This is a genomic window from Paenibacillus sp. Root52 (assembly GCF_001426865.1).
Taxonomy (GTDB): Bacteria; Bacillota; Bacilli; order Paenibacillales; family Paenibacillaceae; genus Paenibacillus.
This window is the reverse complement of record NZ_LMFO01000012.1, coordinates 455,599-476,096: the sequence shown is the minus strand read 5'-3', so window position 1 is coordinate 476,096 and position 20,498 is coordinate 455,599. Positions and strand designations below refer to the sequence as shown.

General features: G+C 44.2%; 20 protein-coding genes. 4 read left to right on the top strand and 16 right to left on the bottom strand.

The window, feature by feature from the left end; translation table 11 throughout:
• Positions 1-181: 181 nt before the first annotated feature.
• Positions 182-739 carry an elongation factor P gene (efp, locus tag ASD24_RS13640; RefSeq protein WP_056696506.1) on the bottom strand — a complete coding sequence of 186 codons (558 nt, stop codon included), beginning with the start codon at positions 737-739 and terminating at the stop codon, positions 182-184.
• Positions 740-770: 31 nt separating this feature from the next.
• Between efp and ASD24_RS31325 the strand changes: the two genes are divergently transcribed.
• Complete coding sequence (locus tag ASD24_RS31325) at positions 771-896, top strand: hypothetical protein (RefSeq protein WP_268795330.1); 126 nt, start codon at positions 771-773, stop codon at positions 894-896.
• Between the two features lie 162 nt (positions 897-1,058).
• Here ASD24_RS31325 and ASD24_RS13635 read toward each other — a convergent pair whose 3' ends face one another.
• The 3 genes from ASD24_RS13635 to ASD24_RS13625 all read right to left on the bottom strand — a co-directional run bounded on the left by ASD24_RS13635 (position 1,059) and on the right by ASD24_RS13625 (position 3,268).
• Positions 1,059-2,132: a M24 family metallopeptidase gene (locus tag ASD24_RS13635; protein WP_056696504.1), complete on the bottom strand. Its 1,074-nt coding sequence runs from the start codon at positions 2,130-2,132 to the stop codon at positions 1,059-1,061.
• A 39-nt stretch (positions 2,133-2,171) separates the two neighbouring features.
• Entirely contained in the window at positions 2,172-2,615 is a 444-nt protein-coding gene (gene aroQ / locus ASD24_RS13630) for a type II 3-dehydroquinate dehydratase (protein WP_056696502.1), read from the bottom strand.
• A 77-nt stretch (positions 2,616-2,692) separates the two neighbouring features.
• Positions 2,693-3,268, bottom strand: coding sequence for a YqhR family membrane protein (locus ASD24_RS13625; RefSeq protein WP_082560398.1), 576 nt, complete (start codon positions 3,266-3,268; stop codon positions 2,693-2,695).
• Between the two features lie 237 nt (positions 3,269-3,505).
• Here ASD24_RS13625 and ASD24_RS13620 point away from each other — a divergent pair, with 237 nt between their 5' ends.
• Positions 3,506-4,498, top strand: a complete 993-nt coding sequence (locus tag ASD24_RS13620) for a DUF1385 domain-containing protein (protein ID WP_056696501.1) — start codon at positions 3,506-3,508, stop codon at positions 4,496-4,498.
• Positions 4,499-4,503: 5 nt separating this feature from the next.
• Positions 4,504-4,839 carry a hypothetical protein gene (locus ASD24_RS13615; RefSeq protein ID WP_056696498.1) on the top strand — a complete coding sequence of 112 codons (336 nt, stop codon included), beginning with the start codon at positions 4,504-4,506 and terminating at the stop codon, positions 4,837-4,839.
• A gap of 90 nt (positions 4,840-4,929) precedes the next feature.
• On the opposite strand, the gene ASD24_RS13610 is transcribed toward ASD24_RS13615, so the two are convergent.
• The 3 genes from ASD24_RS13610 to mntR all read right to left on the bottom strand — a co-directional run bounded on the left by ASD24_RS13610 (position 4,930) and on the right by mntR (position 8,296).
• On the bottom strand, positions 4,930-5,931 hold the full coding sequence (locus tag ASD24_RS13610; protein WP_056696496.1) for a patatin-like phospholipase family protein: 1,002 nt from the start codon (positions 5,929-5,931) through the stop codon (positions 4,930-4,932).
• A 93-nt stretch (positions 5,932-6,024) separates the two neighbouring features.
• Positions 6,025-7,632 carry a family 10 glycosylhydrolase gene (locus ASD24_RS13605; RefSeq protein ID WP_056696494.1) on the bottom strand — a complete coding sequence of 536 codons (1,608 nt, stop codon included), beginning with the start codon at positions 7,630-7,632 and terminating at the stop codon, positions 6,025-6,027.
• Positions 7,633-7,867: 235 nt separating this feature from the next.
• Positions 7,868-8,296 carry a transcriptional regulator MntR gene (mntR, locus tag ASD24_RS13600; RefSeq protein ID WP_056696954.1) on the bottom strand — a complete coding sequence of 143 codons (429 nt, stop codon included), beginning with the start codon at positions 8,294-8,296 and terminating at the stop codon, positions 7,868-7,870.
• A gap of 224 nt (positions 8,297-8,520) precedes the next feature.
• Between mntR and splB the strand changes: the two genes are divergently transcribed.
• Positions 8,521-9,591: a spore photoproduct lyase gene (splB, locus tag ASD24_RS13595; RefSeq protein WP_056696492.1), complete on the top strand. Its 1,071-nt coding sequence runs from the start codon at positions 8,521-8,523 to the stop codon at positions 9,589-9,591.
• A 173-nt stretch (positions 9,592-9,764) separates the two neighbouring features.
• On the opposite strand, the gene ASD24_RS13590 is transcribed toward splB, so the two are convergent.
• The 9 genes from ASD24_RS13590 to pflA all read right to left on the bottom strand — a co-directional run bounded on the left by ASD24_RS13590 (position 9,765) and on the right by pflA (position 20,435).
• Positions 9,765-10,478 carry a cytochrome c biogenesis CcdA family protein gene (locus ASD24_RS13590; RefSeq protein WP_056696490.1) on the bottom strand — a complete coding sequence of 238 codons (714 nt, stop codon included), beginning with the start codon at positions 10,476-10,478 and terminating at the stop codon, positions 9,765-9,767.
• Between the two features lie 49 nt (positions 10,479-10,527).
• The gene (locus ASD24_RS13585; RefSeq protein ID WP_056696488.1) at positions 10,528-11,331 is read right to left on the bottom strand and encodes a metal ABC transporter permease; all 804 of its coding nucleotides are present in this window, start codon (positions 11,329-11,331) and stop codon (positions 10,528-10,530) included.
• A gap of 57 nt (positions 11,332-11,388) precedes the next feature.
• Complete coding sequence (locus ASD24_RS13580; protein ID WP_056696487.1) at positions 11,389-12,147, bottom strand: metal ABC transporter ATP-binding protein; 759 nt, start codon at positions 12,145-12,147, stop codon at positions 11,389-11,391.
• A gap of 57 nt (positions 12,148-12,204) precedes the next feature.
• Positions 12,205-13,230: a metal ABC transporter solute-binding protein, Zn/Mn family gene (locus ASD24_RS13575; RefSeq protein ID WP_056696953.1), complete on the bottom strand. Its 1,026-nt coding sequence runs from the start codon at positions 13,228-13,230 to the stop codon at positions 12,205-12,207.
• 333 nt (positions 13,231-13,563) lie between these two features.
• The gene (metG, locus tag ASD24_RS13570) at positions 13,564-15,582 is read right to left on the bottom strand and encodes a methionine--tRNA ligase (RefSeq protein ID WP_056696485.1); all 2,019 of its coding nucleotides are present in this window, start codon (positions 15,580-15,582) and stop codon (positions 13,564-13,566) included.
• 434 nt (positions 15,583-16,016) lie between these two features.
• On the bottom strand, positions 16,017-16,268 hold the full coding sequence (gene yidD / locus ASD24_RS29955) for a membrane protein insertion efficiency factor YidD (RefSeq protein ID WP_082560397.1): 252 nt from the start codon (positions 16,266-16,268) through the stop codon (positions 16,017-16,019).
• Between the two features lie 2 nt (positions 16,269-16,270).
• Positions 16,271-16,735 carry a Fur family transcriptional regulator gene (locus tag ASD24_RS13565; protein ID WP_056696483.1) on the bottom strand — a complete coding sequence of 155 codons (465 nt, stop codon included), beginning with the start codon at positions 16,733-16,735 and terminating at the stop codon, positions 16,271-16,273.
• Positions 16,736-17,100: 365 nt separating this feature from the next.
• Positions 17,101-19,362 (bottom strand): stalk domain-containing protein, encoded by a 2,262-nt coding sequence (locus tag ASD24_RS13560; RefSeq protein WP_056696480.1) that lies wholly within the window; start codon positions 19,360-19,362, stop codon positions 17,101-17,103.
• A gap of 320 nt (positions 19,363-19,682) precedes the next feature.
• Complete coding sequence (gene pflA, locus ASD24_RS13555) at positions 19,683-20,435, bottom strand: pyruvate formate-lyase-activating protein (protein ID WP_056696478.1); 753 nt, start codon at positions 20,433-20,435, stop codon at positions 19,683-19,685.
• Positions 20,436-20,498 lie beyond the last annotated feature (63 nt).

Below are 20,498 nucleotides of genomic sequence, written 5' to 3'. Positions count from 1 at the left end.
ACTCCCTACCTTGTGCAGTATGCATAATTGATGTCCATCGCCATTATTCTCTCCGAAAAATGACTTTAACCCAGTATATTACGAAAGCGTCTGATAGGCTAATCTTTTTTCGAAAAAACCCTCTGCCAAACAAATGGCAAAGGGTTGATCTGACCGTTTATTCGCTTACAGTCATTAAAAGTTACGCACGGGAAGAGTATTTACCTTCACGTGTATCGATCAGGAGAACGTCACCTTCGTTGATGAACAAAGGAACTTGTACATTCAATCCTGTTTCTACTTTCGCGTTTTTGGTAGCACCTTGTGCAGTGTTACCTTTAACGCTTGGCTCTGTTTCGATAACTTTCAACTCAACGCTTGTTGGCAAGTCAATCCCGAGGATTTCGCCTTGGTAGCTAACGATTTTTACGTTCATGTTTTCTTTCAGGAAGTTCAATTCCCATTCCAGTTGGTCACTAGTCAAAGTGAACTGGTCATATGTTTCGTTATCCATGAACGTGTGCTCTGCACCACTTGCATACAGGTAAGATACGCCACGGTTTTCGATGATTGCACGGCCAATTGTTTCACCTGCACGGAATGTTTTTTCAACCGTGTTACCATTGCGCAAATTTTTCAATTTGGAACGTACAAAGGCAGCGCCTTTACCTGGTTTAACGTGTTGGAAATCAAGTACGGTATAGATATCGTTATCTACTTGTACAGTCAAGCCTGTTTTAAAATCGTTTACTGAAATCACAAAGATCCCTCCTGGTATAGTTGAAAAGTAGGTGATACAGGACAATACGTTGATTGAAGGTGGGGAATCTTCTGATTCGCAGAAAATTACCGCAGAGACCGTTCCAGAGTCGGATCGTTCTTCCGATCGCTGTTGTCTCCCCATTTTTATTGATTAGACTATAATAAGGTTAAAAATGGGGAGACAAAGGCGAACGCTGACGCTTCTTAAGAATCGATTCCGTCTCTTCCACTACTTCGCAATATATTCCTCACCATTCAGGAGATAATCTCCCACCTTCTAAATCAAAACATGTCCTTTATCACCGGTGGATAGTTATTTAGCCGATAACGGTAAATTTCTTATCCGATTTTGTTAAAATATGAATGCCTGTCTCTGTGATAACCACATCGTCCTCGATGCGTACACCGCCAAGACCGTCGATATAAATACCCGGCTCAACAGTTACAACCATGCCCGGTTTCAATACATCGTCGCTAAGCTTGGACAAACGAGGAGATTCATGAACCTCCATACCCAAGCCATGACCTGTACTATGTCCGAACTGATCTCCGTATCCGTAGCCTGCAATGACATCACGTGCCAGTGCATCGGCTTCGCGTCCGGTCATACCCGGTTTCAGGTTCTCCAGCGTATGTAACTGGGCTTCCAGTACGATATCATAGATTTTGCGCAGCTCAGGTACCGGTGTACCTGTTGCAATGGTACGAGTCAGATCTGAACAGTAACCGTCCAGCAACGCACCAAAGTCAAACGTAATCAATTCGTTCTGTCCAATGACCTTCTCACTTGCTACCCCGTGAGGCATTGCGGAACGTTCACCTGAGGCAACGATCGTATCAAACGAAGAAGACGTCGCACCATGCTTACGCATGAAGAACTCCATCTCCAAATCGACCTCACGCTCAGTCATGCCCGGTTTCGCAAACTGTAAAACGTGGCTGAACGTTGCATCTGCCAAATCTGCTGCTCTTTGCATTACAGCGATTTCATCTTCGTCCTTGAACATGCGAAGTTGTTCCACAATACCGGATACAGCTTTTAGTTCAACCGGGTGAAGTGTTTCAGCATAAGATGCATGCGTGCCAAATGTCACGCTATCTTGCTCAAAGCCAACTTCTTTGATGTTTGCGGAAAGCAACAGCTCACGCACGGAATCCATTGGTTTTGGCCCGTGTTCCACAACGGTAAATCCTTTGGCTTGTAGGGGTGCTTGTGTCATATAGCGGAAATCGGTCAGCAAGTATGCTTCCTGTTCCGTAATAAGCACGTATCCCGCTGAACCCGTAAAGTTCGTCATGTAACGACGGTTAATCGGATTAGTAATCAGCATAGCCGTGAGTTCACGCTCGCGCATAGCCTCACGCAACTTATTCACTCGTTTGTTTTCCATCGGTAACCCTTCTTTCTCTCACATTCCCGGGTTCCCGGCTCAGGTTTGTTTGTCCAGATGACGCACGAGAGCCAGCAATCCCAGTTCATAGCTTACTTCGCCAAATCCGGCAATCTGCCCGATCGTTTCTGCAGCAATTACTGAATGATGTCTGAACGCTTCGCGTGCATGAATGTTGGATAGATGAACTTCCACTGTAGGGACTTTTACGGCATTAATCGCATCCCTTATAGCGTAGCTGTAATGAGTAAAGGCTCCGGCATTCAGCATGATTCCGTCGTCTTTCCCCATCGCTGCGTGAATACGATCAATGATGTCACCTTCGTGATTAGATTGATAAAAAGTGATGGAGACGCCAAGCTCTTCAGCCTGTCTGCGAATTTTGTCTTCAATATCCTTCAGACTAAGCGTTCCATAGATGCCTGGTTCACGTACACCTAGCATGTTTAGGTTCGGACCATTGATCACAACAATTCGTTTCATAGCTGCTCCATCCTCTCTGCAAATAACCATCTGCTATTTTAACACAGCCATTGCCGGATTGAGAAGCTTTTTTGCGGCTATGCTCCTGCTTTCTCTGGCTCACGCTTACGTTCGTCTGTGTACTCCATAGCTACTGTATAACCGATGAAGAGTCCCCACAGCAGGAAGAAGCAGAACTCAGTGATGATTGAATCCCAAGTTAATTCATTCTGAGGCTTCATCATATGCACCTTAGGTCCGACCAACACAAAGATAATAAGCCACCAGACGATTCCGTAGATCATACCGGGGATCGGCCCTTTCAGCTTGCGAAGTGTATAGGTATAGAGAACAGAAGCTAGGATCGAAAACGCGATAAAAAACAACCATCCTGTCAGATGCCCTGCCATGGAATACACGAATTCATGTTTAAAAAAGGGCTCTGCCAAAAAACCTAAAGGTACAATCGTAAAATGGATGACATAAAACAGTAAATATATTGCACCCCATATAAATCCCGCGAAAAATCCTAATTCGAGAGCAAACGGAAATGGCTTGGTCAAGTAATGAGCTTCTCCTTGTTTTTGCTTCCTACGACTTTTCCGCTCAGCCGGCCTTTTACTATCCGAAATTTGGTCTTTCCGATGATCTTGATCTTCTATATGCTCAGTCATGTGTTAAGCTCCTTCCATTTCTCTCTTCTGCATCGGTACAAGGTTGGTATCTCCCAATGTGAAGCTTCGATTCACACGGATTGTTTATGGGGTAGTATGTTCCATTCTGACCAAACTTAACAACATCCAGCACGGATTGTCCTGCAAACTAGAAATTGCTCTCAAAATTCGATACAATAGGGTTATTACACCGCCTTCTACCATGAAGGCATAGAACAGAATAGGAAGGTGAGTAATTTGCCTCAACAATCCAAGCCTGTCAGCTATGGGGGGCAAGCTGTCATTGAAGGCGTAATGTTTGGTGGGAAACACGTCAATGTTACGGCTGTGCGAAGAAAAGACGGCGAGATCACGTATTTGGAAGTTCCCAAGCAAGACAAGTCCTGGGTCATGAAATTGCGGCGGATTCCGTTACTGCGCGGGATTGTCAGCATTATAGATTCGAGCGTTAAGGGCAGTAAACACCTGAATTACTCTGCTGACGCGTATGCTGATGATGAACTGGAACCGGAAGAAAAAGCAAAACAAAAAGAAAAAGAAGGCTCTGGCTGGAGCCTGAGCATGATTATTGGAGTAACCGCAGTAGCCATACTCTCATTCTTATTCGGGAAGATTGTACTTACACTGCTACCGGTGGTCATTGAGAATTTTCTTTTCAAGAATGCATTCGACAATCAGTTTTTGCATAATTTACTGGAAGGCGGCATTAAGCTGATTCTGTTGCTTGCTTATCTCTGGTTGATCTCACAGACACCTATGATTAAACGTTTGTTCCAATACCACGGTGCGGAGCATAAAGTAATCAGTGCTCATGAAGCGGGCGAAGAGCTCACGCCAGAAAATGTGCAAAAATACAGCCGACTTCATTATCGTTGCGGCAGTAGCTTTATTATGTTGACGGTGATTATTGGTGTATTCCTATACTCCCTCTTCACTTACGACAACCTATGGGAACGCATGGGTCAGCGGTTGATTTTGCTACCTGTAGTTCTGGGCATTTCCTTCGAATTGCTGAAAATCACCAATTCCGTTCGTGATATTCCACTGTTACGCTATCTCGGATATCCGGGGTTGTGGCTACAGTTATTAACGACGAAAGAGCCTACGAATGAACAGGTTGAAGTATCGATCGCTTCATTCAACCGTATGCGTGAGTTGGATGCAAAACTTGCAAATGCTTCTGCAGTATCAGAAATACCTGTTGCATCACTTGATCCTGTGAAAGGGTGATTGATATGAATAAGCAGGCGATCTTATTTTGGACGTTCATCACACTTGCTGCTGTTGGAGCATTAGGTTTTTTAAGCAGCGGTGGAATCTCCCGAATTGTCATACCTCTGATTGTGTTAGGCGGAATATTCCTGCTGTATAAGTATCCTCCCCAGCGCTGGAGACGTAAATCAACGCCTAAGGTTAAACCATCGGCACGAACGATGGCCAAAGTTAATGCACAACAAGGCAGCACCAAAAAGAGTACTAGCGGATCATCCAAGAAACGCAAAGATTATCCGTTCCAAGTCATTCAAGGTCAAAAGGGTAAAAGTGATGAAGATATTCCTAAATTTCACTAACTTTGAATAAAGGGAATCACCAAAAACAGCAACTCTCTATCATGAGAATTGCTGTTTTTTTGGGTAGTGCATCTGAACAGTTGCATCTTCTTATACAGGTGTCAGGGGTAGTGATTCGGTTTGTTTTTTCCGAAGTTCTTTGCGCTGCTTATTCAATTGTTCGTCATACCATTTTGTATTCCACCCACTAAAAAAGTCCGTGCCAGCAGCTAACCCGGATAAATATAAAGCTGTGCTATCCTGGGCTGAAAGGTGAAACTGTGTGGGTTTAATTCCTATGGTCGGTATTTTGATCGTACGGAAACGATTAATCTGTTCGATATATCGCTCATCATGAGCGGTAAGCATCGTCTCCACCAACGCCTGAAGCATGCTGAGTGGCCCTCTAATTCGTGCTGACTTCCCTTCTGTCTTGCCAACCATTTTAAATCCAACGACCGGAATCGGTTCACCGCTTCGCTCTAAGCGTTCCCCATCAAACAACCACAACGGAAAATTACTGAGCAAACCACCATCCACCACATACACAAACTGATCGGGAAAACGCATGCCTTTAGACAGGATCGGAGATCTTCGAATGACAACCGGATCAAAAAAGTAAGGAATGCTACAGCTCATGCGAACAGCCTTGGCTACCTCAAGCTTACTAGGATCAATGCCAAAGCGCGCAATGTCGTCAGGTAAAACCAATATCGTGCCGTTCGTAATATCCGATGCGGTAATGAGTAATTTGCCTTTTGGAAGATCCGCAAAGGTTCGAATTCCTTTTTGCTTCAGCATATTTCGAATCCATTCTTCAAGTGCTTCCCCAGAGTATAGCCCCTTCTTCAGAAACAACCTTGCCGCAGGACCGATCCAGCGTACATCAAATATAGGAGAACGACGCAACAATGAAGCAAATGGCATATTCTCGATAATGGTCTTCATTTCTTCCGCTCGGTATCCTGCCGCAATCAGAGCAGCCACAATGGAACCAGAGGATGTACCTGCCACACGGTGAAACACCATATCGTAATCCTGCGCTGCCTGCACTGCACCCGCAAGTGAGATCCCTTTAACGCCTCCACCTTCAAACACCGCATTAATTAACATGCTAAATACCCCCGTTCTCCAGACAGCCATGTTTCTACTGCAACTGTATGTGAACAGGGGTTGGTTATATTACGTATATCACACTAAAACATTCTATAGTCCATAATATGCTTTGAGTCTGGCAATCAAGCCCAATGTATTCTTCGTCAAATGCTGTGAGCTGAAGTAGATATCACCCTTGATCATGTCATACTTTTCATTATAGATGAGCTGGTCTATAATCTCTTGTGAAGTATTCCAGCCAATCTCGGATGTCCCCAGCTTATAAGGGGCGTGGCCAATGTACAGTTTAACGTTGGTGTTCGCTACCTCGTTAACCCACCAGTCCACAACTTTATCATAACGAGCAGCACTCAGTGTCATACTCCAGTACACTTGAGGTGCGACATAATCAATCCACCCTTGCTTGATCCATGTGCGAACATCTGCATGCATGCTGTCATAAGCCGGCACTCCTGCTCTTGTATCCGATCCTGTCGGGTCATCCGCTTTATTACGCCACACGCCAAAAGGACTAATGCCGTATTGAACGTTAGGCTTCACACGGTGTACACTCTCTCCAAGCTGTTTCACAAATTGATTAATATTATCGCGTCTCCACTCTGCACGATCCTTGGTATTCAATGTATTATACGTCTTGAATGCCGCATCATCATTAAACGTAGCGTTAGACGGATAGAAATAATCATCCAAATGCACACCATCAATATCATACTGATTAACCACTTCCATGATTGTATCAATAATATGTTGTCTAGCTTGCGGCATACCTGGGTTGATATAAAGCTTGCCTGATACATTGACAATCCAGTCTGGATGTAATTTCGAAACATGATTTGCTGCCAATCCGCTGGTACTCGCTGAATTCGTAGCACGGAACGGATTGAACCAAGCATGGAACTCCATTCCACGTTGATGTGCTTCTTCGATCATGAACGACAGTGGATCATACCCTGGATCTTTACCCTGAGTTCCCGTGAGAACCGTATTCCATGGCACAAGTCCTGATGGATAGATTGCATCAGCATTCGCCCGAACCTGAACGAATACCGCATTGATTCCCATGTCCTTTAATGCATCCAGCTGCTGAGTATACTCTTGTTTTTGCTTCGTAATGTTGTTTCTCGCCCCAGATGACGGCCAATCACCGTTTACTGTTGCAATCCAAGCCCCACGCATTTCTTCTGAAGCAGGCGTCTGTCCAGTTCCGCCTGGTTCAGCAGGGACAGCTGGGGTAGGTGTAGGTGTCGTTGTTCCATCTTCTGTCGTCAAATCGATAACTTGCTCCGATTGATTCCAATTCACACGAATCCCGAGATTCTCACTGACAAAACGAATAGGAACCATGACGCGGCCTTGCTTCAGTTCTACTGAAGCATCCAAACCAACCACTGTGTTATCCACGGTAGCCTGCTGACGACCACTGGTCATGCTGATGACTGAATCAGCCTTTTTGATTGTAACGGTACGTGTCGCTTGAGACCATAATACAGAAGCCCCCAGCCCTTCACTAATGACACGCAAAGGAACCATGGTTACATTCACCTTAGGGATAATGTAAGGCGCTACATCTGAGTCTAAGCGTTGTCCGTCCAAGTTAATGACGATTTCCTTCTGTCCTGCTGCCTGTGCCGTCATTCCTGCTGTCTGCAAACCCAGCACAAAAATAAGCAACAGGATCAATCCTTTACGAAACTTCATCGATAGCAATCCTCCATCATTTTTTAAACTCGCGGCAAATTCTGCTAGTTTAATAGACGCTCCTACCGATGGTTTAGTTGCGATCAATCACCAAATGTTGGGTAGAAAAAAACCAGCTTGCGCGCTTTATCACATGACGATAAGCATCATTGGCTGGTTTTTAGAAGGCTTTTAAAAGCATTCATTTTGCATCATTTCATTACTTACAATCCTATTTCGATGTTATGAATATCTATTATGATTCTGTATTACTCATAACATCCTGCAGGTTTTTGAGGTCACGCAATCGACTTTCATCTTGACGGAAATACTCGACTAAAGACTCGATACACGTAATTGAATCCCAGCTTAAGTGGTGTTCAATTCCTTCTACGTCCTTATAGATATTCTCCTCTTGGACACCAATCGTTGTCAAAAATTGCTCAAGCAGATGATGGCGCTCCATCAACCGTTTCCCCATCTTTTTACCTTTTGGAGTGAGTACCAAGCCGCGGTACTTCTCATAGATCAAGTACTCGTCTTTGTCCAGCTTCTGGATCATTTTCGTCACCGATGAAGGATGCACTTCCAATCCTTCAGCTATATCAGACACACGAGCATAGCCCTTTTCATCAATTAATTTGTATATACGCTCCAAATAATCTTCCATACTGGGCGTTGGCATCTGCTTCCCTCTCTTCTCTCTGATCGGCAGCTGTTCCTGCCTGATCCCTATCTTATAATGATACATGTTATCAATGCGCATTGGCAAGTCCTCTGGAACTGCATGAGCCTGTATTGCGATTTTGAATGTCTAAAAAACACCATCCGCACGCAAGTATTGGCAAGGTTGACATCACCCTTCTTGAGACAAACTAAGTACAGTTTCGTATCGAAAGGAGTGTTGATGTGAGTACAAGTGTAGCGCAGCCCCCAGTTCGCAAAGCAAAGGGTACTAAACCCTTTATTCCCGATTTAGTGTATTTTGAACCTGGTGCGCTGGATTATGATAAAGGAAAACGAATCATGGAATGGGTGACCTCTAGAGATATCCCATACCAGATGACGACATCCCATAATCGCATCACGAACCTCCCTGGTGAGACGGAGCAAGAAAAGTATCGGATGGCTAAGCGTACACTGGTGGTAGGTGTTCGAAAAACGCTTAAGTTTGATCAATCCAAGCCTTCGGCAGAGTACGCTATTCCAATTTCCACAGGTTGCATGGGTCATTGCCATTATTGTTATCTACAAACCACATTGGGTGCCAAACCTTATGTGCGTGTGTATGTGAATACGGAAGAGATTATTGAAGCTGCCAAAGGTTATATCGAGGAACGCGCTCCTGAAATCACACGATTCGAGGCAGCCTGTACGTCAGATCCGGTTGGACTGGAACACATCACAGAAAATTTAAGTGATCTAATTCGATTTATGGCTGATGAAGAGTACGGGAGATTGCGATTTGTAACCAAATATCATCACGTTGATCCATTGTTAAACCTGAAACATAACGGTCACACCCGAATCCGTTTCAGCGTTAATTCCGATTATGTCATCAAAAACTTTGAACCAGCAACGTCCCGCTTTGAAGAACGGATCGAAGCTGCCGGTAAGATTGCTCATGCCGGTTATCCCTTAGGTTTCATTATTGCCCCAATCATGTGGTATGACGGATGGGAAGAAGGCTATTCGGACTTGCTGCAAAAGCTTGCAGATACATTACCTGAAGAAGCAACCAAGGATCTCACGTTTGAGATGATCCAGCACCGTTTTACCAAAACAGCGAAAGCGACCATTGAGAAGCGTTACCCCAAAACGAAGCTTGAGATGGATATGGAAAAACGCAAGATGAAGTGGGGACGCTGGGGACAGTATAAGTATGTGTATAAAGACGACCAACAAGACGCTCTGCGTGAATTCATTACAGAACGGATTTTTGAGCATTTTCCTTTAGCCAACATTGATTACTTCACCTAAAATTTCAAACGATCCAGGGTATGATATGGATACGGACTTCTATATGGATTCCTACAAACAAAAAGCAGGTTACAATGATCCAGAATAATCTGGGCTCACATGTAGCCTGCTTTTTTATACCTTTTTATTCATATCCCTTTAAAAACTTACGGGTTCACACATTAAGCCATTCGTCAGATGATCATCCAATCTGGTGTGATACTCTGCAACCAAATCGTTATTTTGGTCATCTGACCTGTGTATAGCAAAATACCCATAAAGACCATCAAAGTTCCGCCAATCTTCATCAAAACATTCGAATAACGCAAGATCCAGCGTGTTGAACCGATGAAGAAGGCTAATACAAAGAACGGCAAAGCAAAACCGACTGTATAGCCTGTAATCAATGCAAACCACGTCGTTGGTTCGCTAGCTGCCATAGCAATAATCGTAGCCAGAATCGGTCCGATACACGGCGACCAACCAGCGGAGAAACCTATACCGAAAATAAAAGAGCCAAGGTACCCAGCTGGTTTCCATTTCATATCCATTTTACGCTCTTTCATAAGAAATTGCGGTTTGAATACCCCGAGCAAAAACAACCCCATCAATATAATTAAAATAGCGGACAATTGACGGATCAATTCCCGATGATCATTGAAAAACTGACCAAATAGTCCGGCTCCCAGCCCAAGTGTATAAAAAACAGCTGAGAAGCCTAAAATAAATGCCAGCGTATGAGTCAACGTCTTAAAACGAACTTCTCGCAAATTACGATCATCCTTCAAGCGTTGCACCGTCATGCCTGTAATATAAGACAAGTATGACGGATACAATGGAAGACAGCATGGTGATATAAACGAAGCTACTCCTGCAACAAAAGCCACCCATACATTAACATCAGGCATGATGCGGATGTCTCCCTTCTCCGGGCTCGCTTGCTTACTCGTTCAGTCGTTAGGCACGGAACCCTTTTTTTCCAATCATCGTCAGAATAAGCATCATGATGAGCAGCAATACAATGGTTGCTCCTGGTGCGAGATTCCAAATTCCGGCTACAACCAGTCCAATAACAACGGCAATTTCACCAATAACTACGGACAAAATAATAGCTGACTTGAAGCTCCGCGCCATCAGAAGGCTGACAGCCACCGGAATCGTTAATAGTGCTGATACAAGCAGCGCACCTACGATTTTAATAGCTGTACTGATAACGAGCGCAGTCATTATTGTAATCAACATGTTTAACAATCGGACGGGTAAGCCCGTAACTGCCGCAGCATCCTCTTCAAAACTAAGCAGGAAAAATTCCTTATGTAACAGAGCTACAACGATGACCACAATTAGAGTGACCACCCCTACTAGTTTCAAATCCGTAGCATCCAGAGTATAAATACTTCCGAATAAATAACTCATAACATCTGTGTTGTACCCTTTGCCTAACGTGAAGAACAGTGACGCCAGTGCAACGCCTCCGGACATAATAATCGCAATAGATAGTTCTGCGTAACTCTTGTATGCCTTACGCAGCTTCTCAATCGCAAACGAAGCCAGTACTGCAAATACAAGTCCTACGCCAATCGGATATACCTCAATTAGGAATCCAAGTGCAACCCCGGCAATCGTCACATGAGAGAGCGTGTCCCCAATCATCGACAAACGTCGTAATACCAGAAATAACCCGATCAGCGGAGCAGTGATGCCAATTAACAAACCACCGGCTAGTGCCCGCTGAAAAAAATCACTCATTAATATTTCCAAAACATACACGACTCCTTCTTCGGCCTTGCTCTAATCCTACCGTACGCAACACTGCATCTATTTTACCAAGGAAGTAGTATGCTGTAGATTCGTTTCCGCACAGTCTTCAATCTCATGGGAATGGCGAACATGAAAATGAATTTTACCGTTCGTTACAGCCGCCTGCGAACCCAGATAGTTCTCCATCCGATCCATATCATGGGATACCATCAAAAACGTCATCCGATGGTGTTCATGCATATGGGTAATTAATTCGAAGAAGCTGTCCTGCGATTCCGCATCGATTCCAACCGTTGGTTCATCCAGAATAAGCAAATCTGGATGATTGATCAGTGCTCTTGCGAGAAACACACGCTGTTGCTGTCCTCCGGATAATTGTCCAATCCGCTTGTTCGCCAGATCCTCAATGCGCATCACCTGTAAGGCATCTGTACATTGTTGCTGCGCTTTACGCGACATTCTCCGAAACATATTTTTGTTATTGTACAAGCCAGACATGACCACTTCACGCACTGTTGCTGGAAAAAGTGGATTAAAGGCATTTTTTTGCGGCACGTAACCGATTCGCTCCCAATCCTTAAACCGGCGGATGGATTGTCCGAACAACTTAATATCACCCTGCGCGGGAGGTAATAGTCCTACCAGCATCCGCAATAATGTTGTTTTCCCCGCTCCATTCGAACCGATTATACCAACAAAATCCCGTTCTTTAACCATAAAGTTAAGATCATTGATCACTTTCTGATCTCCGTAGGAGAACGAAAGCTTCTCGATCTCGATGATTGGATCATGACATAGTGGCATGATTTGCTGCATTGCAAAGCCGCCCTTCATTATATATGAGGATTCTAAGTTAAAATCCTTCAGTCTACCTTATTTTAATGCGATCAATAGATTTTGCAAATTTTTTTCCATCAAAGTGAAATAATCGTCACCATTATCCACCTGTTCTTTGGTCAATCCTTCAACTGGATTCAATACCATCGTCTCTACGCCTGCTTCACTCGCGAGTGTTTTGGCAAGTTTATCAGATACAAGCTCTTCAAAGAAAATATACTTAATGCCTTCATCCTTAACGAGCTTCGCCAGGTTAACGATGTCCTGACCAGTCGGTTCAGCATCAGGAGATAGTCCCATAATAGCATGTTGAGTCAATCCATAATCGCGCGCTAAGTACCCAAACGCCTGATGAGATACGACAATTTCTTTATTAGGGACTTGAGATAACTGTTCCGTAAAGCGTTGATCAAGTGCTACAAGTTTAGAATGAAGTTCTTCATAACGCTCTTCATACCCTGCTTGGTGGGCAGGATCTGCTTCAACGAGACTATTTTTAATATTCTCTGCCATAATCATAGCCGATTTAGGACTTACCCATGTGTGTGGATCAACATGATGGTCCGCAACTTCTTCAGTGGCCGCTTCTTCATCAGAATGTTCACCCTCGTGCTCATCTGTATGTTCGTCTGCGTGCTCTTCATCATGCTCTGCACCATGTCCGTGTCCGTCATCACCTTCAGCTGTTAACAGCGCAACGCCTTCACTGACAGCAACAGATTTCACTTGTGTATCACTGTTCAGTGATTTGAGGAAATTAGGAACCCAACCCTCAAGGCCTGCACCATTATAAAGGAACAATTGAGCTTTGGATGTATTAACAATATCCTGGCTCTTAGGCGTCCATTCATGGGGTTCAACACCCGTAGGTAGCAAATTAATTACATTCGCATCTTCTCCGCCAATAGCCGCTGTAAATGCATATACAGGATAAAAGGTCGTGACAACATTCACTTTATCTTCCACAATCTTGGCATTATTCGATGTACTCTGGCCACAAGCCGTTAGGAGAATTAAGCTAACAATGAGGAAGCAGCTCCATACCCACTTCATCCGGTTCATCCCTGTATGCTTCGATGCATGATTCTGCCCATCTTTATTACTGTTTATTAAACGCATGTTTATAATCACTCCGTATCTCTTAATCGTAAATATTACTGAAAGAATTATAGGGAACCTGTCTCTCATTGTCAAGCATCTCTCCTATTCATTCTTACCTGGTATACAGAGTTCATAACAATATATGCTTGTTTTCTCACGATCAGATCAGAAGTTACAGAATATGCAAAGAAGATGACCCGAATGATCGGGTCACCTCTTGGGGTAGCCATATGTTGCCATTGATTCGATATGTCCCACTGAACGGTTACATATGAGTCTCGGTGTTAAAGCTTCTTATTTAACTTGAGCACCGTTAGGCATGCTGTCAGGTACGGTAGCGAGTGTAAGCTGATCTCCGTGCGATGCAGCTAGAATCATGCCCTGAGACAGCTCTCCACGTAATTTTACAGGCTTCAGGTTCGTGACACAGATGACTTTGCGGCCAACCATCTCTTCTGGAGAGTAGAATTTGGCAATGCCGGACACAACCTGACGTTTCTCATAACCAAGATCGAGCTGAAGTTTCAACAGTTTATCTGCTTTTTTGACAGGCTCGCAGGCAATAACTTGCGCAACACGCAGTTCTACTTTTGCAAAGTCATCAATGCCGATCTCTTCTTTGCCTTCTGGCGCAGAAACAGGTTCAGTCGCCTCCGAAGCAGCTTGTGGAGCTTCAGACTGTTCTTCGGATTTCTTACCACCAGTCATCGCCTCGGAGATATAAGCAATCTCCTGTTCGGAGTCAAGACGTGGGAAGATTGGATCACCCTTCTGCAAAGCATTTCCAGCCGGAATTACGCCCCATTGTTTCGCAGTATCCCAGGCAGTAAGCTCGCCTTCTTGGATACCTAGCTGTTCCCAGATTTTACGCGGAGCGCGTGTCAGGAACGGCTGTAGCAGGATGGAAGCAATCCGCAAGCTTTCAATTAAGTGAGCCATTACAGAGGCAAGTTCATCGCGTTTAGCTTCATCACGAGCTAGTGCCCATGGCTGTGTCTCATCAATATATTTGTTGCTGCGGCTAACGAATTGGCTAATAGCTGTCAACGCAACGGAGAATTGCAGATTCTCCATAGCTGTTTCTACTTTATCCACAGCTGCTTGACCTGCTTCTTCGAGCGATACATCAAATTCTGTTACACCTGATGTAAATGCAGGCGCTTGGCCTCCGAAGTATTTATCAACCATAGCGACTGTGCGGTTCAACAGATTACCAAGATCGTTGGCTAGATCCGAATTCACACGATCTACGAAGCTTTCTGGTGTAAACGTGCCATCTGAACCAAATGGAACTTCCCGAAGCAAGTAATAACGAAGAGAATCCAGACCATAACGATCAATCAAGGTTACCGGATCAACAACATTACCTTTGGATTTGGACATTTTGCCATCCTTCATCAACAACCAACCATGTGCAAACACCTTTTTCGGCAATGGCAGGTCAAGCGCCATTAGCATGATTGGCCAGTAAATCGTATGGAAACGAACAATCTCTTTACCTACAAGATGAACATCCGCAGGCCAGAATTTATTATACAGTGTAGGATCAGATGATCCGTAGCCTAATGCTGTGATGTAGTTAGACAACGCATCGATCCACACGTACACGACATGCTTCGGATCGCCTTTTACTTTTACGCCCCATTCAAATGTTGTACGTGAAACAGCGAGATCTTCCAAACCTGGCTTGATAAAGTTGTTAATCATCTCGTTTTTACGGGACTCCGGTTGAATGAACCCTGGGTTATCCTCATAATACTTGAGCAAGCGATCAGCGTATTTACTCATGCGGAAGAAGTAAGATTCCTCTTTCACAAGTTCAACGGGATGTCCGCTATCCGGGCTCTTCGCCGAAATGATCTCGCCTTTATCATTCTTCTCTACATCGACTAATTGAGTCTCCGTATAATACGTTTCGTCTGGAATACTGTACCAGCCCTCATACTCACCTTTGTAGATATCTCCTTGTTTCAGCAAACGGTCAAAAATATCTTGAACCACCGTTTTATGACGCTCTTCCGTTGTACGGATAAAATCATCATTGGAGATATCCAGCTTGTTCCACAACTCTTTGATGCCTACCACGATGTCATCTACGAAAGACTGAGGCGATTGACCTTTTTCCTGCGCTTTACGTTCAATCTTCTGTCCGTGCTCATCCGTGCCTGTTAAGTAGCGAACCTCGTATCCACGTAGACGCTTGTAACGCACCATTGCATCACCAGCTACCGTTGTGTACGCATGCCCAATATGCAATTTGTCGCTTGGATAATAGATCGGTGTTGTTAAATAAAATGTTTTTTGATCAGCCATGAATGACTTCTCCTCCTTTAATCCGTTACACGATTAGTTTAACTTGAAAAAGAACACAAAAAACTCCCGTCCCTATGGGACGAGAGTTGTTCTCACGTGTTACCACCCAAATTCCCTGTATCTTTTGCAAAACACAGGCTCTGTCGGTCCTTCGACCGTCCATTAACGCTGGATCACGCCTCAGCCTTACGACAACGGGGTCTCAATCCCTGTGTGTACGCTCGAAAGAGGTTCCTCCAGGACCATTTCCATCCTCCTCCCAGACCGGTTCTCAGCTCATCCGGCTCTCTGCACTGGGGGTGTGTCTGTACTTATCCCTTCACTGGAAATCATTATACGAAAAATATACTGAAACACGGCCCTATTTGTCAAGTTCATAGCGACATTCACCTAGCCTGCCCAGATGAAAGAAAATTCCTCTTCACTCAAGACCTTTACTCCGAAATCACCATTGATTTCTCAGTCTTAGGTGGCACTAAGTCGACTCCTCCTGGGTGAAAAGGATGGCATTTAGCGATCCGTTTCGCAGCAAGCAATGAGCCTTTCAACGCCCCATGTACTTCAATTGCTTCCATTGCGTAAGCTGAGCACGTTGGATAGAAGCGGCAGCTTGGCGGCTTCAGAGGAGAAATATAATTACGATAGACCCGTATAGGAGCTTGCATAATTCGACGAGATATTTTCATTATTAATGTTTCCCGTGGGAATGTTGATGTCCTGATGCAACTTTGGCTGGTGCATGTTCAGCGCAGTCTTTGCAATATCCGAACACTTCAAATTTATGATCCACGACCTGAAATTGTTCGGGCGCGTCTGCGAGTTGCATTGGGCAGAACACGATTGGATATGTCTTCTGACATTTCAGACAGATCATGTGGTGGTGGTGGTGATCCTCACTACAAGAAGCTCTGAACTTCACACCATCTTCAAAAACGACCTGCTCCAATACGCCTAACTCCTGCATGACACGAAGATTACGATACACCGTATCAAAGCTCAGTCCACTATAAGTTTTTCCCATATATTCATAAACATCCTTAGGCGTTAAATACCCTGGAGATTCCGCAAACAAACGAGCCAATGTCTTCCGCTGATCCGTTATGCGAAGTCCCTGCGAGGACATCGTATTAATAATCTGTTCTGTTGACAGCATTACCTAAGCACCTCCTGTCATTCAAGCACTGCAATGATTGTTCAATAGTCTAACAAAATGAAAAAGATTCAACAACTCTCTTATCATAATGCCCTAAATTGAGTTTAGAGTCAACGAGGCTCCTTAATCGCCTATTTTTCACACTGTCTATATTAAAAAAGGACTCCATGGATGGAGTCCTTCCCGACGGTTCAGAAGAAATTAATCCTTCAAAGTGCGTGTTCAAAAAGGTCGGTTTTCAGTACCAAGAAGATGGGATGACTTTTTGAACAACCTCTCATAGACTTTTGGGGTGACAGGGTATATATGATATAAGCTTCACTCCAAACCGTCTTTTGCTGAAACAGTAGCATGTTACGGCTCAACTACTTCTCTTGCGGAAGTGGTGTGAACAGAAGATTTACAGGAAGATTACTTCCTGGTGCAGCCGAGAAGATAATCGTTACACTCTCACCGAAAGAACCAGTACGATGGAGAACACCTTGCTCGTTTGGTGCACTTAGAGATCTGCTGTCACTTGCCAGTTGTACAACTTGACCATTAACAAGCGCTACACCTGAGTATTTACCTCCACGAGGGTTAAATGAAATCAGTGTATTTGGAGCCACGTTATTGAGTGTGATTTTGTAAAGAACACCAAAGTTACCTGCGTTGGAAGCTATTGTGTGAGCCATTGGATCTGTTCCTTCCAAGTTTGGATCACTTGAATTGTCTCCGAGTGGAAGACGGGCAGGCTTCGAACCTACTTCCTGATCGTACGTAATTACACGAGTTGCGTTAGGATACGTTCCACGGTTATGAACCCCGTCACGATCCAAAACTGGCAGCGTCGCTAAAGCTTCAAAAGGATCTTTATTTTCATCAATCATGATGACGTTATAATCGAGTGTATAATCGCTGAAAGCATCCGAATAAAGGGAGATAACTTGCCCTTCTTTCATTGGAATAGCATTAAGCTCAGTCAAGATCAGCTTGCTTTCGCCAGGGAGAATATACATTTTCTTCGTATCGACTCCAGTTTGAATCGATTTGAACCATTTATCAATGGACAATTTACCAGCTACGGTAGCAAACGGTGTAGGTCCGGCAAAGCCCATGTTTTGCTGTTCGAATACAGCTGTATACGGGTTATTATTTGTTGCGATAACGTACATTTTCACTCGTTTACCTGTGTTGTTTACATGGTGAATCATGAAACGTGTCTGTCCGAATGAAGATTCCTGGTATACAATCCCTTCCGTATTTACGGTTTCTGGGCTGTTACTACGAATCAACAAGCTTGGCTCATCAGTGTACGTATAAGGAACTTTCTCCATCGCAGGCACTTCGCCACCGTTGAAGGTAAACTTGTCACCTACTGGCGTGAACAACTGGTTGAAATCGGACAAGCTGTAAAGCGTTTCGCCCGTAATACTAATCGTCTTGGTGTAGCTATCGCTTGCACCATGTTTATCCGTAACGGTAATCGTTACAGTCTTTGGTCCCGGTACAAAGAATGCAAGGGCATTATTGTCCCATACCGTTTTGGTAATTGCATTTTCGTCATCCGTGCTTTGGTCAATATAGGTGATTTTTTCACCCATTTTGTACTCTTCTTTATCTGTTGTAAACATCGCTACTGGCGGAAGGTTTGGTTTCTCCACCTTGATCGTCAGCGAGTATGGGTCACTCCATTGACCGCTTGAATCTTGGACCGCATAGGTTACCGTGTATGTACCTGGTTGGTCAAATATTTCTTGACGGCCTGTCCAGCGCTCGTCCACAATGGCAAGGCCTTTGGGAGAACTGGATTTCGTTGTATATGTCACTACATCACCAGCAAAAATTTCTTTTTGAACAGTGAAGCTAGCTGCTGGCTTTGTATTCAGGTTCAATACTACAGTCTTCGCAGATTGATTTACTGTATAAGTAATGTTGAGCGCCTGTGTAATGGAAGTCAAAGGCACCATAAACGTATTTTTCTCTTGATAAGCAGGACCCTTCATGGATCTGGATTCACCATTTACGGTATAGATCGTGCTGTTTGTCTTAAAACGAAGTTCATCTTCACCACTAATAATAATGGTTTCTTTCGTTGTGTTATCGTATTTCACATCGTATCCAACCCGATCTACCAGAGCACGGATTGCGACATAAGATACACCATTTTTGACAGCCATCGGTTGTCCTGCAAGGTACGTCTTGCCATCTTGCATCATTTTGTTGCTGTTCATGTACAGCGTCAGGTCACCACCTGTGCTTCCTTGCAATGATTGGTTGCCAGCGGACGGCTGTTCAACTTCTACCGGTGCAGGTGCAGGCGTTTCTCCCTCTTCAGCTTCAGCTTCTGGCGTTTCTGTTTCCGTTACCGGCTCAACAGGAGTAACATCCGTCGCTGGAGGTTCTGTTGTTTCAGGACTTACTTCTTCGGTTGCATCATTCTGCGTTGGTTGTGTTTCTGCCCCGGATTTCACATCCGATTCGGAAATCGTTTGTTCTTTTTTCAATACCTCCACGGATTTAACTGTGGCTTTATTTACGGGTGTAGTTTCACTTTGGTCAGTTGATTGTGCGCTAGCTGGAAGTACTGCAAACGCTTGAAAAACAGCTAAAGCGGTAAGTATGGACAAGTTCTTTTTCAGATTCATTCTTTGTCTTTGGCTCCTTCTGCTCCCATTTTATAAATATCCCCCTCAAAAAGTCATACTATTAGACGCTTATAAACGGGAAAAGTTGCTAAAAATATTTTAATAGAAATGTAAACTTTGAATAATGTGAACAAACCTCGCCAAAACTTTACGGACAAGGCTTTAATCAAGCTCATGAATTTCTTCAATACTATGAAACTACTGATCTATCAACATTTACACCTGGTATAAACGTTTGAACAGACGTTTTGGTTTCAACCTATTCAAACAAAAAAGCAGCCTTGCGATTCTTCATCGCCTTGGCTGCTTCTGTATATTCATCATTGGCTTGAACAAGCTGCCCCTGATGTTTCCTCTCTCCCTTGCTGGATCAATCGATAAGCGCGCTCAACCTCTTCTTCACTCGGAGAAGGAACACCTTCAAGCGGGTACACCTTGCCAAGCGCTTCCCATTTGTAGATCCCCATCTGGTGATAGGGAAGAATTTCGAACTTCTCGACCCCATTTAATGTACCAATGAATCTTCCGAGGTTAAGTAAGTCCTCTTCATCATTGTGAATGCCAGGCACATATACGTGGCGTATCCACATTTTACGTCCTTGCTCAGACAACCACTGAGCTGTCTTCAGCGTTCTTTCATTGGATTTTCCAGTCAACTTCATATGTTTCTCATTATCGATGTGCTTCAGGTCGAGCAACACTAAGTCTGTGTTATCCAGTAGTTCATGAATACGCTCAGGTTCGTTGAATCCATTACTATCTAGCGTGGTGTGAAGTCCCCAGCGGCGTTTGACTTCCTTGAACACTTGGGCTACAAAATGAGATTGGAGCGTTGGTTCTCCACCGGATACGGTGAGTCCACCCCCTGAACTACGATAATAGGAAAGGTAAGGCTCGATCTCAGCCAATACCTCCTCTACGGTCGTTTCCTTGCCTCCGTCCAGTGCCCATGTATCGGGATTGTGGCAATACTGACACTTGAGTAGACATCCTTGCATAAAGAGCACGAAGCGGATGCCTGGGCCGTCAACCGTCCCGAAAGTTTCGAGTGAATGAATATGTCCTTTAACCATGCTGCCTCTTCCTTTCTATATCCGCATCCGCTGTGCGTTTAATTTATGACCAGATGTTCCACT

Excerpts from the sequence above, each read along its gene's own strand:
- ASD24_RS13610 (WP_056696496.1), bottom strand. The coding sequence starts at position 5,931 with ATGTTAATTAATGCGGTGTTTGAAGGTGGAGGCGTTAAAGGGATCTCA.
- aroQ (WP_056696502.1), bottom strand. The coding sequence starts at position 2,615 with ATGAAACGAATTGTTGTGATCAATGGTCCGAACCTAAACATGCTAGGT.
- ASD24_RS13580 (WP_056696487.1), bottom strand. The coding sequence starts at position 12,147 with ATGCAGCAAATCATGCCACTATGTCATGATCCAATCATCGAGATCGAG.
- mntR (WP_056696954.1), bottom strand. The coding sequence starts at position 8,296 with ATGCCAACGCCCAGTATGGAAGATTATTTGGAGCGTATATACAAATTA.
- ASD24_RS13615 (WP_056696498.1), top strand. The coding sequence starts at position 4,504 with ATGAATAAGCAGGCGATCTTATTTTGGACGTTCATCACACTTGCTGCT.
- ASD24_RS13575 (WP_056696953.1), bottom strand. The coding sequence starts at position 13,230 with ATGAACCGGATGAAGTGGGTATGGAGCTGCTTCCTCATTGTTAGCTTA.
- metG (WP_056696485.1), bottom strand. The coding sequence starts at position 15,582 with ATGGCTGATCAAAAAACATTTTATTTAACAACACCGATCTATTATCCA.
- yidD (WP_082560397.1), bottom strand. The coding sequence starts at position 16,268 with ATGAAAATATCTCGTCGAATTATGCAAGCTCCTATACGGGTCTATCGT.
- ASD24_RS13565 (WP_056696483.1), bottom strand. The coding sequence starts at position 16,735 with ATGCTGTCAACAGAACAGATTATTAATACGATGTCCTCGCAGGGACTT.
- ASD24_RS13625 (WP_082560398.1), bottom strand. The coding sequence starts at position 3,268 with ATGACTGAGCATATAGAAGATCAAGATCATCGGAAAGACCAAATTTCG.
- ASD24_RS13560 (WP_056696480.1), bottom strand. The coding sequence starts at position 19,362 with ATGAATCTGAAAAAGAACTTGTCCATACTTACCGCTTTAGCTGTTTTT.
- pflA (WP_056696478.1), bottom strand. The coding sequence starts at position 20,435 with ATGGTTAAAGGACATATTCATTCACTCGAAACTTTCGGGACGGTTGAC.
- ASD24_RS13635 (WP_056696504.1), bottom strand. The coding sequence starts at position 2,132 with ATGGAAAACAAACGAGTGAATAAGTTGCGTGAGGCTATGCGCGAGCGT.
- ASD24_RS13605 (WP_056696494.1), bottom strand. The coding sequence starts at position 7,632 with ATGAAGTTTCGTAAAGGATTGATCCTGTTGCTTATTTTTGTGCTGGGT.
- ASD24_RS13590 (WP_056696490.1), bottom strand. The coding sequence starts at position 10,478 with ATGCCTGATGTTAATGTATGGGTGGCTTTTGTTGCAGGAGTAGCTTCG.